Raw genomic sequence first — 15,116 nt, 5'->3', positions numbered from 1 at the left:
TTAACCCGACCTAATGACTACCATTACACGAAGTGCTTTGGTGATGTATACACCTGACCAGATGTTTGATCTGGTCAATGATGTTGAAGCCTATCCCCGTTTTCTGCCCTGGTGCAGGGGCAGCCGCATCATTAGTAAAAATGAAGATGTGATCTGTGCGGCATTGGATATCGCCAAGGGCGGTATTCACCATGAGTTTTCCACACGCAACGTGCTCGATCATGGCAATGCTATCCGTATCGAGCTTATCGATGGTCCGTTCCGGCATCTGGAAGGTCATTGGCAGTTCAAGCCGATTGGTGATAACCAGGGCTGTCGGGTGCAACTGGACATGGACTTCGAATTTTCCACGCGATTGCTGGATTTGGCTTTAGGCCCGGTTTTCACCCAAATCTCAGGCTCGCTGGTCGACGCCTTCTGCAAACGTGCCCAGGAAATCTATGGAAAACGCTGAACACATCATTGTTGAAGTGGCCTACGCCCTGCCCGATGAACAACTAATTCTGGAAATCGAAGTCCCCGCAGATTGTCAGGTCGAAGAAGCTATCAAACGCTCGGGCATGCTGGAACGCTATCCACAAATAGATCTGAGCACCGACAAAGTCGGTATTTTCGGCAAGATGTGTAAACTCAATGCCAGCCTCAATCACAAGGACCGGATTGAGATTTATCGCCCGCTGATTGCGGACCCCAAAGAATCACGCCGCCAGAAAGCAGAAATGGCCAAGAAAAAAGCTAAACAGTCAGAGGACTGATTCAAGCGCGCTTCTTGTACACCGCCTGAGATTCCAGCAGCGCCATTTCGGCTTCACTGAAACCGGCCGCCATTCTGGCATCGGTGTGAAACGGGCCCCGAATCTCGCCGTTGAAATAGGTTTCCAGCAAATCCTTGAAAGTCTGGTACGGGTCCAGTTCACGCTGTTCGCAGAGGTAATTAAACCAGCGGGTGCCGACTTTTACGTGGCCGACTTCTTCCCGCAGAATGGTTTCCAGTATCTCAACAGCGCGATGATCACCAGATTTTCTGAGCTTATCCATCATCGCCGGAGTGACATCCAGCCCGCGTGCTTCCAGCACTCTGGGCACCAGTGCCATTCGGGTCAGGGGATCATGATGGGTTTTCCTGGCCATTTCCCACATCCCGTCATGAGCTGAAAAATCACCATAGCTGAAGCCCAGAGCTTTGAGATGGGCGTCGAGCATTTCGAAATGGGTGGACTCTTCATAAGCCACCTGTATCCAGTCTGCATAATAATCTTCCGGCATCTCACTAAAACGTGCGATGGCATCCAGGCCCAGGTTAATCGCGTTGAATTCGATATGGCAGATGGCATGAATCAACGTGGCGTGACCGGTTTGCTGATTATTGCGTCGGCGCGGTAAGTCCCGTGGGGGCACCAGTTCGGGGTTGTCAGGTCTGCCTGGAAACTCTGGCACCTTAAGCGCGGCATGAGAGACCTCAAAGCCTGAATTCCGGACCTGTTTATAGAGATCCCGGGTGGCAGCGGCTTTACTCCAGGGATCTGTGGTAAGCAGACATTGCAGGGCCTGCTCGCGAATGTGAACGGAGTCAGCCATCAAGCCGTACCCGCGGATCGACCACCGTATAGGAAATATCGGTCAGCATCAGGCCGACGATATACAGCACGGAGCCCAGGAAAACCATGGCGCGGACAATGGCAAAATCCTGCGCATGAATAGCATCAATTGTGTAACTGCCGAGGCCCGGAATACCAAAGAAAGATTCCAGGATCAGGCTGCCCATGAACAGGGTCGGTAGCACCACAACAATACCGGTCAGGATGGGAATCATCGCGTTTTTCAGAACATGCGAAAACAGCACCCGAACTTCAGACAGTCCTTTCGCACGTGCAGTACGGACATAGTCCTTGGAGGCTTCTTCCAGAAATAAAGTGCGGTACCAGCGTGAGCCGCTGCCGATACCGGAAATAATCCCGATGGCGACCGGCAGGATCAGGAACTTGGTGGCATCAAACCCCTCGGCATAGCCCGATATCGGTACCAGTTGCATGATTTTTCCGACCAGGAACTGGCCGCCGATGATGTAGAAAAGCCCGGAGATCGACATCAACACTACACATAAAACCACGCCGCTCAGATCGACATAGGTCGCCCTGAAGAACACCATCAGCATGGCAAAGGTAATGTTGACCATCAGCCCGATAATCAATATTGGCACCGCAATTGCGAGACTCGGCCACATGCGGTTTTTAATATCCTCACCGATATCCCGGCCATCATCGGCCTGACCAAATTCAAACACAAACAAAGTTAAAGATTTGGCGAAGAAAATGGTATCGGTGACCTTATCGGTCCCCTCTGCCTGGCTGTTCCAGAGCAGCGGCCGGTCGTAACCACGTTCTTCTTTCCAGGTTTCAATCGCGGCCTCAGTCACATACTTGTTACCAAGGTGCATGCGCGCCATATCATCCGGCGTATTAACCATAAAGAATAAAACGAATGTCAGTGCATTGACCCCCAACAGAATGGGAAAAGCGTAAAGAATCCGTCTGATGATGTAAGCGAGCATGAAGCGATACCTGTCAGGGAACAACTACTTGGCAAAACGTCAGATTAATGACCGATGCGTTTGCCTCAAGTTTCACAGAGTCACATTGTAGCAGTTGCCGGCAATAATCAGTGAGAGCAGCCTTCAAAGCGAATGCAAACAGAACAATGCTCAGCCATAATGGTCACAAGATAATGCTATTGCCCTTTTACTGACAGTGAGGTCTGCCATGAAGAAATTGATTTTTGCCCTGCTCATTCCCTTTTTCACTGCATTAAGTCTGCCCGCCAGTGCCGAAAATACCCAAATCATGATCCGGGCAAAGGCAGCTGATGCCAAGTTTATCGGCACCAGCGTCGGTGGCGTTCGCGTGGTCGTAGAAGATGCTGAAACCGGCGAAATTCTCGATGAGGGGTGGATTAATGGTGGTACAGGTGACACCGATCTGCTGATAAAAAACCCCATTGAGCGTGGACAAAGACTGACAGATGATAAAACAGCCGGTTATCTGGCCGAGATCGACATCGATGCACCGCGCCTGCTGAAATTTAAACTGATGGGCCCTTACGGCTATCGACAGTCTTTGCAGGAAGCAACCGTGACATCGTGGGTCGTGCCCGGCAAACATCTGCTTGGTGATGGCATTATTCTGAATATGCCCGGCTTTATCGTTGATGCCTGGACCCAGGTGCTGGAAGGCGGCAAAGTCGAGTTTTACACCAAAGCCTCGCTGTTGTGTGGCTGTCCTATCACCAAAGATGGCTACTGGAAGCCGGATAACTATGAAGTCAAAGCCGTGCTGATGCAGGATGAAGAAAAAATTGCTGAAGTACCATTAGAATTTACTGGTCCTGTGGGCATGTTCTCTGGCAAAACCGACATCAAACAGTCCGGTCATTACAAAGCTATCGTTTACATGGTTGACCCGACTACCGGCAATGTCGGTGTTGATCGCACCATGTTTGAGGTCAATCTCGACTGAGACGTCTGTAACAATATGCCGGCCTGAGCGTCACTGTATCAGAGACTGAATGCAGGAGCATTTTATGAGCAGGAAAACCTATCCGGTCAGTGGTGCCGGTCTCGGACTGCGTCGCAGCTTTATCGATGAACTGGCTGCGATGGACAACACCGGCATCGATTTTCTCGAGGTCGCACCGGAGAACTGGATGGAAATGGGCGGCGCTTTTGGTCGTAAGTTCTCGGCCATGGCTGAACGCTACCCGATGCTGTGTCACGGCCTGTCATTATCCATTGGCAGTCCGGCTCCGCTTGATGAACATTTCCTGCAGCGATTGAAGCAGTTTTTCGACAAGCATTCTATCCGCTGCTACAGCGAACACCTGAGCTATTGCAGTGATGACGGGCACCTCTACGATCTGATGCCGATTCCTTTTACCGAGGAAGCCGTGCAGTATGTGGCTGATCGCATCAAGCGGGTCCAATCAATTCTGGAACGCCGTTTGGTAATAGAAAATGTGTCCTATTATGCCGCGCCGGGTCAGCAGATGGATGAAATCGCCTTCATCCGCGCCGTCATTGAAGAAGCTGACTGCGACCTGCTGCTGGACGTTAACAATGTGTTCGTTAACAGCGTCAATCACCATTACGACCCGCTCGACTATATCAAAGCACTGCCTTCTGACCGCATCGCCTATCTGCATATTGCCGGCCATTACAATGAGGCAGAAGACCTGATTGTCGATACTCACGGGGCGGATGTGATTGATCCGGTCTGGGAACTGCTGGCACAGACTTATCAGCATCATGGGGTGCTTCCCACGCTGCTGGAGCGGGATTTTAATATTCCTTCCCTATCGCAGCTGTTGGAAGAAGTCAGCACCATTCATCGATATCAACAACAAACACCGCTTAAGCATGTCTCACAAGGCTGATTCATTTAAAGATACCCAGTACCGCTTCGCTGCCCATATCAGGGACCCTGAGCATGAGCCGGCACCGGATCAGGTTGAAGACCGGCGTATGGCGATTTATCGCGACCTGTTTTTCAACAATATCAACGGCACGTTACAGAATGCCTTTCCGGTCATTCGCAGCCTTTTCAGTGAAGACAAATGGCAGATAATGGTGCGTGATTTTATGGTCAAGCACCAATGTAAGACCCCGTTGTTTGTTGAAATCGCCCGCGAGTTTATGGCTTATCTGGATAATGAACGCCTGAGTGATGACGATCCGCCATTTCTTAAAGAACTGGCGCACTACGAATGGGTGGAACTGGCTTTAAGTATTCACGAAGCCGAGTTTGAACGCACACCGCTGGCTGACGAAGACTGTTTGAGTTTGCAGTATCGGCAGTCGCCTTTGGCCTGGCTTCTGGTCTACCAGTTTCCGGTACACCAGATCAGTGTTGATAACCAACCGCAATCACCCAATGACACACCGATCTGCCTGCTTGTATTACGCGATGAAGACGATCAGATTAAGTTCATTGAACTGAATCCGGTCAGTGCCAGATTAATGGATCTGCTCTCTCAAGGTGAAATAGGCGAATCGGCAGTAGCAGCTATCGTCAATGAAATGCATCACCCTCAACCAGAAGTGGTAGCCGCAGGGGCAAAAAAGATGATTGATGACTGGTTAAACCGCGGCATTTTGCTGAAGCGTGATTGAATAACAGCCTCTTTCTGAATCCCGTATGCCTTAGCCAGGCCCATGACAACTTTTGACTCTCTACTTTTTTGTCATCCTGAGCATGCCGAAGGCTCTCTCCGAGCTTGTAAAGTGTTCAAAACCTTATCCTGCCAAATAAAAAAGGCGCTGATTAGCGCCTTTTTCAATTTAAATGAAGCTTGAAATACTCAGGCTGTCGCCAGTTCAATGGCTTCTGCTGAGAGACGGGTGATTTCATCCCAGTTTTCAGCATCGACCAGATTCGCTGCACACATCCATGAACCACCGACGCAGCCGACATTAGGCAATTTGTAGTAGTCATTGACGTTTTTCTGACTGACACCGCCGGTCGGGCAGAAAGTGATCTGCGGAATCGGCGCACCAATCGATTTCAGCATCGGCACACCGCCCGCGGCTTCGGCCGGGAAGAACTTCATTGCCGTAATACCTTTTTCCAGCAGGCGCATGGCTTCACTTGGATTGGCAATACCCGGCAGCAAAGGCACACCGGTTTTCAATGCGGCATCGATCAGGCTGTCAGTCGTACCCGGGCTGACGATAAATTCCGCGCCGGCATCAATCGCCGCATTCAGCGTTTCGATATTGATGATAGTACCGGCACCGACAATGGCATCTGGTACTTCTGCCTTAATCCGACGAATCGATTCCAGTGCGGCATCAGTACGCAAAGTAATTTCCAGTACCTTCAGGCCGCCTTTGACCAGTGCTTTAGCCAGCGGTACGGCATGGTCAGCATTGTTGATGACCATCACCGGCACAACCGGCGAGACTTTCATAATTTCATGAATTGTTTTCGACATGGATAATGCTTTTCCAGATTGTTGGTTATTATTCGACGTTGAACATGTTGATCGCACCGGTCTCGGAAGTCGAGACGCCCTGGCGGAAGCTGTCGAACAGCTCACGACCCATGCCATAGTGATGTTCCGTATTGGCCATCACACACGCCATGCGAGAGTTCAGCTCTTCCTCATCAACCAGCACATTCAGTTCACCCTTCTGGGTATCGAGACGAATCATGTCGCCGTCACGGACTTTGGTCATCAGATTGCCGTCGGCACATTCAGGCCACAAATGAATGGCTGATGGAATCTTGCCGGATGCACCGGACATGCGACCATCAGTGACCAGTGCCACTTTATAGCCTTTGTCCTGCAATACACCCAATGGGGGTGTCAGTTTATGCAGTTCGGGCATACCGTTGGCTTTCGGTCCCTGGAAGCGCAGAACAACGATAACGTCTTTGTTCATTTCGCCACGCTTAAAGGCTTCAACCACATGATCCTGATTGTCAAAGACCATTGCCGGCGCTTCCACCACTTGATGTTTCGGATCGACAGCAGAAATTTTTGACATGCCACGACCCAGGTTGCCTTTAATCAGGTTCAAACCACCTGTGGTGCCAAATGGCGCGCTGACACTGCTGATGACTTCCGGATCCAGTGAGGCCTCAGGGCCATCTTTCCAGGTCAGTTCGCCATCCTGCAGTGTCGGTTCGCGGGTATATTGTTCCATACCCTTGTCATCACCGACGGTCAGCAGGTCCGTATGCATCAAGCCATTCTGTGACAACTCACGGATCAGAACGCCCATACCACCGGCTGCCTGGAAGTGATTCACATCCGCGGTGCCGTTCGGGTAGATGCGTGTCAGCGATGGAATGATCTTGGACAGGCGGTCAAAGTCATCCCAGTTAATGATAATACCGGCCGCACGGGCAATCGCAACGAGGTGCATGGTGTGGTTGGTAGAGCCACCGGTAGCCAGCAGACCAACCAGCGCGTTGATGATGGCTTTTTCGTTGATCATATGACCAATCGGACGGAAGTCTTCACCCAGCGCGGTAAATTTCAGCACTTGTTCTGCCGCACGCTTGGTCAACGCATCACGCAGCGGTGTATTGGGGTTGATGAATGAACTGCCTGGCAGATGCAGTCCCATCATTTCCACCATCATCTGATTACTATTGGCCGTACCGTAGAAAGTACAGGTACCCGGGCTGTGGTAAGACTCGGATTCTGCTTTGAGCAGTTCGTCGCGTCCAACCTTGCCTTCGGCATACAGCTGGCGGATGCGGACTTTTTCTTTGTTAGGCAAGCCACTCGGCATCGGACCGGCAGGCACAAACACAGCCGGAAGATGACCGAAGCTGAGAGCGCCAATCAGCAGACCTGGAACAATTTTGTCGCAAACGCCCAGATACAACGCCGCATCAAACATGTTGTGGCTGAGGCCAACAGCTGTTGCCATAGCGATGACGTCACGACTGAACAGAGACAGCTCCATGCCCGGCTGGCCCTGAGTGATACCGTCACACATGGCAGGGACACCACCGGCAAACTGGGCTACACCGCCAGCCTTGTGAGCTGCTTCCTTAATGATGGCCGGAAAATCTTTGAATGGCTCGTGTGCCGACAGCATGTCGTTGTAGGAAGAGATGATCGCGATATTGGCTTTTTGGTCACCGGCGAGGTCGGCTTTATCTGTCATTGAGCAGGCTGCAAATCCGTGAGCCAGGTTACCGCATCCTAATACCCCACGATGAGGGCCTTTGCCAACGGCTTCATCGATGCGCGCCAGATATACCGAACGCGTTTTTTTGCTTCTTTCGATTACGTCATTGGTGACGCTTTCTAATACTGGATGAACCATAGTTTCCTTCTCTCTTTAATGCTTTGCCTGTTGTATTTGCAAAGGATTGCCGGGCCCGGAATGTCCCGAAGATTTTATGTCAAGACCCACCATTATACCTTGAAAGGACTATTTTGGCATACGAAGAATTCGTTTTGTTAGGGTCTTAATGCCTTGTGAATCTATTACTGGCGCCGCTTTGACGGGAAACGGGCGCGACGCCCACATTGTCATTCTACCAGTTTGGCTGGCGCTGAAATACAACAGTCGGATTGATAGATTAATCCACGACTTACGCTTTGATCCTAAACCTTGTGCACCATGACAAACAAGCCAACAGATCATGCCATGCGGACTGCCATTCAGGTATGATCGCTGATTTATTTCACGATCAGGAAAACAGCCTCTCATGTCCGAATCCAGAGTCATGCGCCCTATTCGAAGTTTTGTTCGCCGCGAAGGTCGGCTGACCCCGGGCCAGCAAAAAGCACTTGATGAACTATGGCCCGCCTTCGGCATTGACGACAATCATGATCCTATCGATATGGACAAGATGTTCGGCCGCAATGCTCCGGTAGTACTGGAAATCGGTTTCGGCAACGGCGCTTCACTGGCGGAAATGGCAAAAAATCAGCCTGAGCAGAATTTTATCGGCATTGAAGTGCATCGCCCTGGCGTCGGTCAGTTACTCAAGTCTATTCAGACGCAGGAGCTCAGCAATGTTCGCGTTGCCTGTACCGATGCCGTGGAATTGCTCAAACACCGGATTCAGGATAAAAGTCTGGACCGGGTTCAGATTTATTTCCCTGACCCATGGCACAAAAAACGTCATCACAAGCGACGTATTATTCAGCCGGCCTTCGTCAATACGTTGGCAGACAAACTGAAACACGGCGGTCACCTTCACCTGGCCACAGATTGGCAGGATTATGCCGACCAGATGCTTGTTGATGTGTCTGGTAACCAGCGCTTCGTAAATTGCGGTAATGAAAGTGGATTTATTGAACGTCCAGGCTATCGCCCTGTGACAAAATTTGAGCAGCGTGGACATCGTCTTGGACACGGTGTCTGGGACTTGTTATTCAAGCGAGTTTAACAAGTTCCCTGATAAATGCTTGCGTCTGGTAATCGCTTAATATAGTTTAGACCATTAATTAAGATTACCACGCAAGTGATTGACTATGAACTCGAAACTAAAAAATATTTCAGCACTCATATTAATAGGCAGTCTGCCGCAGGCTGTATCAGCAGCCGGGTTTGCTATCAAGGAGCAGAGTGTTACCAGTCTGGGCCGCGCTTTTGCCGGAAGTGCCGCCGTCGCTGAAGATGCCAGCACTATCTTTTTCAATCCCGCCGGTCTGACCTACCTGAAGCGCGGTGAGCTTGATATGGGGCTGAACTATATTAAACCGCAGTCTGAGTTTCGTAATGAGGGGTCATCAGTACCAGACTTTGGTGGTTTTGGTGGTTTCTCCGGTCAACCGCTCACTGGCGGTGATGGCGGCGACGCGGGTCATGAGGCTTTCGTTCCCAACTTCTATTTGAGTCATCCAGTCAATGACAAAATTAGTCTCGGCCTGGGTGTCTCAGCGCCTTTCGGTCTGGTCACTGAATATCGTGATGACTGGGTCGGCCGTTACTTTGCCGTCAAATCAGAAATGCTGACGCTCAACTTCAACCCGACCATCGCCATCAAGGCCACGGATAAGCTCTCACTCGGCTTTGGTGTCAGCGCCCAGTACATTGATGTGAAACTGACCCAAATGGCCGATCTTGGTGCCCGAGCCGGTTTCCCACAGGCAGCTGACGGAAAAGTTAAGCTTGGCGCGGATGACTGGGGTTATGGTTACAATCTTGGTCTTATTTATCAGGCAACAGACACGACTCGTGTCGGGCTCTCCTTCCGCTCCAAAATCTCTCACACGCTTGAGGGTGATGGCACACTGAAAGATGCCAACGGTAATACCCTGGTAGATGACAATGTTGAGGCCGATGTTGATCTGCCGGAAACGTTATCGCTGGCGATACACCATCAAATTAACAGTAAATGGTCCGTTTCGGCTGATGCAACGCTGACTCGCTGGAACCGTTTCAGTGAATTGAATATCAAGTCTGATGGTGGGCAGCTATCTTCAATCAAGCCTGAAGACTGGGAAAATTCAATGCGCTATGGTTTGGGGCTCAGCTACCAGCATAATGACAAATGGCAGTTCCGCACCGGCGTCGCCTATGATGAAACGCCTATTCCCAACAGTGAGCGCCGTACTGCCCGCATCCCCGGTACCGATCGCAAATGGGTGGCTTTCGGTGCGAGCTATCACTACTCTGATAATATTGTGATTGATGCAGCCTACGCCCACTTGTTTATGGATGACCCCAGTATCAACGAAACGGATGATAATGGTTACAACCTGCGCGGCGAGTATGATGCCAGTGTTGATATTGTAGGCCTGCAGCTTCGTTGGCTGATGTAGGCCGGATAAATGGCTAAAGCAGAGACAGATTACATCTCAGCAGAACAGGCAGGTACGCTCTACGGTCTGTTTCTGGAACGACTGAGCCGTTCCCCTGAACAGACTGCCTATAAAAGCTATTGTGCCGACAGTGACGACTGGTTTGATACAAGCTGGCGGGAAGTTGCCCGGGAAGTCGCTCGCTGGCAAAAAGCCCTGGCAGAAGAAAGGCTGGAACCCGGCGACCGTGTAGCGCTGAATCTGCGTAATTGCAAGGAGTGGGTGTTTTTCGATCAGGCGGCCATGGGGCTGGGACTCATTGTTGTTCCGCTCTACCCCGATGACAGACCGGATAATGTTGCCTATATCCTGCAGGATGCTGACGTCAAATGTCTGTTTCTGCAAAACAATAATCAGTGGAAGCGTTTGCAGCCATCGATTACCGAAGAACACAGCCTGACCCGTATCATTATCAATAATGATGACGATGAGCCCGTCGATGGTCAGGTAGTCTATGTCAAAGACTGGTTACCAGAAGATGGCGGTGACGTCAGAGACTGGGATGCCGATCCGCATCAGCTGGCTTCTATTATCTACACATCCGGCACCACCGGTCGTCCCAAAGGGGTGATGCTGAGTCATCATAATATGCTTTCCGTTGCTGCCGGTTCACTGCAGTATTTTGATATTCTGGCTGATGACTTATTCCTGTCATTTCTGCCCCTGTCGCATACGCTGGAGCGTACCGCGGGATATTACCTGCCCATTATGGCCGGGGCTACCGTCGCTTACTCAAGAGGTATTCCGCAGCTGGCTGAGGATATACAAAGGGTTAAACCGACTATCCTGATTGCCGTTCCGCGAATTTTCGAACGCATTTATACCCGCCTGCAGGCACAGCTGTCTGAAAAAGGCATACTGAGTCGTATGCTGTTTAAAGCCAATGCCCGTATTGGCTGGTCCCATTTTCTCTACCGTCAGGGCCGCCGTGGCTGGCGTCCGGGTTTTATATTACTACCGTTGTTGAATAAGCTGGTTGCCTCTAAAGTGCTTGAGCGACTGGGTGGGAGAATGCGTCTGGCAGTCAGTGGTGGCGCTCCTTTGCCGGAGCAGGCATCCAGGCTTTTTATCGGGTTGGGGCTTAATTTATTACAGGGTTATGGACTGACTGAAACCAGTCCGGTCGTGAGCGTCAATGAACCGGATAACAACTTCCCAGCCAGTGTCGGTCGTGCCATTCCGGGCGTTGCGGTCAAAATCGGGGACAATAATGAACTGATGGTGCGGGGGCCCGGTAATATGCTGGGTTACTGGAATAATCATAAAGCCACTGCCCAGACCATCAATGCTGAAGGCTGGCTGCATACAGGAGATCAGGCACGAATCAGTGACAGTGGCCATATTTACATCACCGGTCGTATCAAGGACATTCTGGTACTGAGTAATGGTGAAAAAGTGCCGCCGGCCGATATGGAAACGGCTATCCAGTCCGATCCGATGTTTGAACAGGCGATGATTGTGGGCGAAGGCGAGTCCTATTTATCTGCTTTACTGGTACTCAACAGCGATAAATGGTTCAGTCTTGCCAAGCAACTGAAGCTGAACCCGATGGAAAATCAGAGTCTCAATGACAAATCGCTGCACCAGTTTGTTATACAGCGTTTACGCCAGCTACTGCATGATTTTCCCGCCTACGCCAAAATACGGCGGGTGAGTCTCACACTGGAACCGTGGACAATAGAAAACGGCATGATGACACCAACGATGAAAATCAAGCGGGCCAAAGTGATTGAGCACCATCAGGCCGACATTGCCCGCCTGTATCAGCATTGAGACTTTAACTTGCCTGAGAGACCGGCTGCTGGCACTCCGGCAGGAACAGCATGGCTGCTTCAACTGTGTGGAATGAGCCAAAAATCAGAACCCGGTCACCGGGCACCGCGGCATTCATGGCCGCCTCATAGGCCTGTTTGACCGTGTCCAAACAGTGAGTTTTGGCCTCACCTGTGATCGGCGCAATTTGACTGCCGAGCTCCTCACCGCTCATTCCACGGTCGCCTTCAAGACCGGCCAGAAACCAGCCATCGATCACCGGATTGAGTGCTTCAGCGACGGCTTTACAGTCTTTATCCTTGAGCATGGCCAGCACGGCATAGGTTTTACCCTCGTTTTGCGTCTCTTTAAGAACGGTACAAAGGTTCTCGGCACCCTGCTGGTTGTGAGTCACATCCAGGATGCGTGTCACCTGTCCCGGTAGCAATTGGAAGCGGCCTGACAGGCGTATAGTTCTCAGGCCCTGGCGAATCGCCTCCTCAGTGATTCTCAGTCCCTGCTGATTAAGCAGATAACAGACTTGCAGTACCGCAGCACTGTTCTGCAACTGGTATCGACCTGCCAGTAGCGGTAATGGCAATTGTTCAAAGCTGACATCCCCATTATGCCAGTGCCAGTGCTCGTTATCATCCTGATAATAGAAATCTTGATCGCGTACAAAGGTGGGGGCAGACAGACTCTCTGCATAATCCATCACTGTTTTTGGTGGCGTGGCTTCAGAACAGACCACGGGTTTAGCACGACGGATAATACCGGCTTTTTCGCGACCTATCTGCTCCCGGTTATCACCCAGCCACATCATATGGTCGAGGCCAATTGGTGTAATCAAAGCGACATCGGTATCGAACAGGTTAACGGCATCGAGTCGTCCTCCCATCCCCACTTCCAGCACGGCCACGTCAACATTTTCCCGGCAGAAAATATCCGCCGCTGCCAGTGTTGCAAACTCGAAATAGGTCAGTGAGATATCGCCACGGGCTTCATCAATACGCTGGAATGCTTCACAGATATCGCTATCGCTGGCGGGAATACTGTCGATACAGATCCGCTCGTTATAGCGGAGCAGATGCGGCGATGTGTAGGTCGCCGTTTTATAACCGGCGGCCTGCAGAATAGCCGCGGTGATCGCGACTGAAGATCCCTTTCCGTTAGTACCGGCAACCGTGACCACTTTAAATGGCAGCTTACGGTTGCCACCCATGCGCTGCCATACTTCGCCCACCCGTTGCAGACCGGGATCAATATCCCTGAAATGCAAGTGTTCCTGCCACGCCAGCCATTGCGACAAAGAAGAAAAGCGCATTGAAGTTGTTATCAGACCGCAGCCCGTTTTTGCAGCATGGTCAATACATTGCACAGACGGTCGCGCATGTCACGACGGTCGACAATCATATCGATAGCACCATGTTCCAGCAGGAATTCAGCGCGCTGGAATCCCTCCGGCAGGGTTTCACGCACGGTCTGCTCAATAACACGGGGACCTGCAAAACCGATCAGTGCTTTCGGTTCGGCGACATTGATATCACCCAACATAGCTAGACTGGCGGATACCCCACCCATGGTGGGGTCCGTCATTACCGAAATAAAAGGAATGCCGGCATCGCTCAGCTGAGTCAGAATCGCGCTGGTTTTCGCCATCTGCATCAGTGAGAACAGGCCTTCCTGCATTCTTGCACCACCACTGGCAGAGAAACAAATCAGCGGAATATTGTGCTTGAGTGCCACCTGTGCGGCACGGACAAATTTCTCACCGACTACCGACCCCATTGAGCCGCCCATAAAGCTGAAATCAAAGGCAACCGCGACCACGGGCAGATTGTTAACCTTGCCCTGCATTGCAATCAAAGCATCATTCTCTCCGGTGTTTTTCTGAGCCTGGCTGATACGATCGCGATAACGCTTGCTGTCCTTGAAACGCAACGTATCGATAGGTTTGACTTCTGCCGCAATTTCTTTACGTTCATCTTCATCAAGAAAGCTTTCCAGACGTGCTCTGGCACCGATGCGCTGATGATGTTCGCATTTCGGACAGACCATCAGATTACGTTCCAGCTCGGCCCGATAAAGCACGCTGTCACAGCTGGGACATTTACACCAGACACCTTCGGGCACTGACCGGCTGCGTCCAGTAGTACGAATCTTCGACGGAATTAATCTTTCAAACCAACTCATCTTTTCACCTTAAAATTACAATCAGGCACTGGCCAGGTCACGGGCATTAATTGCATGGCGCATTTCTGCCAGCAGACCAGCGACGGCGGCCGGCAGTTCGTCCAGTTTGTCAGCATGTTCTTCAATGCAGCGCACCAGGGTTGAACCGACTACAACAGCGTCTGCAATTTCGGACACGGCAGCCGCTGATTTGCCATCCCGGATACCAAAGCCGACACCCAGCGGTAATTGTGTCTTGTCACGCAACTGCGCCAGCTTCTGCGAAACTTCACTGACATCCAGCGCTGCTGCGCCCGTTACACCTTTGATTGATACATAGTAAATAAAGCCACGGGCGAAGCTGGCAATGGTGGCCATCCGCTCAGGAGAAGTGGTTGGCGCCACCAGATAAATGGTATCGATCTCATGTTCATCCATGATCTGACGGAACTCATCAGACTCTTCAGGTGGCACGTCTACTGTCAGCACGCCGTCCACACCGGCATCCTTGGCGAGTTCAGCAAAGTTCTGATAACCCATGGCCTCAATAGGATTGGCATAGCCCATCAGCACTATCGGCGTTTCTTTGTTCTTCTCACGGAACTGTTTCACCATTTTCAGCACATGCTTGATGCTGACATCGTTTTTCAGGGCCCGCTCACAGGCTTTCTGGATAACCGGACCGTCACACATGGGATCCGAAAACGGAATCCCCAGTTCAATAATGTCGGCACCGGCATCGACCAGTGCATGCAGCAACGGTACCGTGACCCAGGGTTCAGGATCACCGGCGGTAATATAAGGGATCAGCGCGGTCTGACCATCGGCTTTTAAACTCTTAAAACACTGGCTAATGCGACTCATTG

General features: G+C 51.2%; 15 protein-coding genes. 8 read left to right on the top strand and 7 right to left on the bottom strand.

From position 1 onward, the window contains the following. Positions 1-13 precede the first annotated feature (13 nt). Both FH755_RS00625 and FH755_RS00620 read left to right on the top strand, forming a co-directional pair. Complete coding sequence (locus FH755_RS00625; protein ID WP_292437657.1) at positions 14-454, top strand: type II toxin-antitoxin system RatA family toxin; 441 nt, start codon at positions 14-16, stop codon at positions 452-454. Then, entirely contained in the window at positions 441-755 is a 315-nt protein-coding gene (locus FH755_RS00620; RefSeq protein WP_292437655.1) for an RnfH family protein, read from the top strand. Before FH755_RS00625 ends, FH755_RS00620 begins: the two co-directional genes overlap by 14 nt. A 1-nt stretch (position 756) precedes the next feature. Here FH755_RS00620 and FH755_RS00615 read toward each other — a convergent pair whose 3' ends face one another. After that, entirely contained in the window at positions 757-1,578 is an 822-nt protein-coding gene (locus FH755_RS00615; protein WP_292437654.1) for a ferritin-like domain-containing protein, read from the bottom strand. Further along, on the bottom strand, positions 1,571-2,551 hold the full coding sequence (locus FH755_RS00610) for an ABC transporter permease (protein ID WP_292437652.1): 981 nt from the start codon (positions 2,549-2,551) through the stop codon (positions 1,571-1,573). The genes FH755_RS00615 and FH755_RS00610 overlap by 8 nt, the downstream gene beginning before the upstream one ends. A 208-nt stretch (positions 2,552-2,759) precedes the next feature. Here FH755_RS00610 and FH755_RS00605 point away from each other — a divergent pair, with 208 nt between their 5' ends. From FH755_RS00605 to FH755_RS00595, 3 genes are all read left to right on the top strand, one after another. After that, complete coding sequence (locus FH755_RS00605) at positions 2,760-3,512, top strand: hypothetical protein (RefSeq protein WP_292437650.1); 753 nt, start codon at positions 2,760-2,762, stop codon at positions 3,510-3,512. 64 nt (positions 3,513-3,576) lie between these two features. Next, positions 3,577-4,425, top strand: a complete 849-nt coding sequence (locus FH755_RS00600; RefSeq protein WP_292437648.1) for a DUF692 domain-containing protein — start codon at positions 3,577-3,579, stop codon at positions 4,423-4,425. After that, the gene (locus tag FH755_RS00595; protein WP_292437646.1) at positions 4,409-5,161 is read left to right on the top strand and encodes a putative DNA-binding domain-containing protein; all 753 of its coding nucleotides are present in this window, start codon (positions 4,409-4,411) and stop codon (positions 5,159-5,161) included. The genes FH755_RS00600 and FH755_RS00595 overlap by 17 nt, the downstream gene beginning before the upstream one ends. A 188-nt stretch (positions 5,162-5,349) precedes the next feature. Here FH755_RS00595 and FH755_RS00590 read toward each other — a convergent pair whose 3' ends face one another. Together FH755_RS00590 and edd are read right to left on the bottom strand one after the other, a co-directional pair. Further along, complete coding sequence (locus FH755_RS00590; RefSeq protein ID WP_292437644.1) at positions 5,350-5,982, bottom strand: bifunctional 4-hydroxy-2-oxoglutarate aldolase/2-dehydro-3-deoxy-phosphogluconate aldolase; 633 nt, start codon at positions 5,980-5,982, stop codon at positions 5,350-5,352. Positions 5,983-6,010: 28 nt separating this feature from the next. Continuing rightward, on the bottom strand, positions 6,011-7,834 hold the full coding sequence (gene edd / locus FH755_RS00585) for a phosphogluconate dehydratase (protein WP_292437643.1): 1,824 nt from the start codon (positions 7,832-7,834) through the stop codon (positions 6,011-6,013). Positions 7,835-8,222: 388 nt separating this feature from the next. Between edd and trmB the strand changes: the two genes are divergently transcribed. The 3 genes from trmB (at position 8,223) to FH755_RS00570 (ending at position 12,099) form a co-directional block, all read left to right on the top strand. Next, complete coding sequence (trmB, locus tag FH755_RS00580) at positions 8,223-8,909, top strand: tRNA (guanosine(46)-N7)-methyltransferase TrmB (RefSeq protein ID WP_292437641.1); 687 nt, start codon at positions 8,223-8,225, stop codon at positions 8,907-8,909. An 85-nt stretch (positions 8,910-8,994) separates the two neighbouring features. Then, entirely contained in the window at positions 8,995-10,287 is a 1,293-nt protein-coding gene (locus tag FH755_RS00575; protein ID WP_292437639.1) for an outer membrane protein transport protein, read from the top strand. A 9-nt stretch (positions 10,288-10,296) separates the two neighbouring features. Beyond that, positions 10,297-12,099, top strand: coding sequence for a long-chain fatty acid--CoA ligase (locus FH755_RS00570; RefSeq protein WP_292437636.1), 1,803 nt, complete (start codon positions 10,297-10,299; stop codon positions 12,097-12,099). Positions 12,100-12,103: 4 nt separating this feature from the next. Here the strand turns inward: FH755_RS00570 and folC are convergent, their stop codons facing one another. Genes folC through trpA form a run of 3 tightly spaced genes read right to left on the bottom strand, consistent with a single transcriptional unit; the run spans position 12,104 to position 15,114 of the window. Beyond that, positions 12,104-13,402, bottom strand: a complete 1,299-nt coding sequence (folC, locus tag FH755_RS00565; protein ID WP_292437634.1) for a bifunctional tetrahydrofolate synthase/dihydrofolate synthase — start codon at positions 13,400-13,402, stop codon at positions 12,104-12,106. A gap of 11 nt (positions 13,403-13,413) precedes the next feature. Next, the gene (gene accD, locus FH755_RS00560; RefSeq protein WP_292437632.1) at positions 13,414-14,271 is read right to left on the bottom strand and encodes an acetyl-CoA carboxylase, carboxyltransferase subunit beta; all 858 of its coding nucleotides are present in this window, start codon (positions 14,269-14,271) and stop codon (positions 13,414-13,416) included. Between the two features lie 21 nt (positions 14,272-14,292). Next, a complete protein-coding gene (trpA, locus tag FH755_RS00555; RefSeq protein WP_292437630.1) occupies positions 14,293-15,114 on the bottom strand; it encodes a tryptophan synthase subunit alpha in 822 nt (273 codons plus the stop codon). Positions 15,115-15,116: the final 2 nt, after the last annotated feature.

The sequence above is a fragment of the Methylophaga sp. genome, from assembly GCF_009711715.1.
Classification (GTDB): Bacteria; Pseudomonadota; Gammaproteobacteria; order Nitrosococcales; family Methylophagaceae; genus Methylophaga.
Note: the sequence above shows the minus strand (reverse complement) of the source record. Positions and strands in the feature narration are given on the sequence as shown.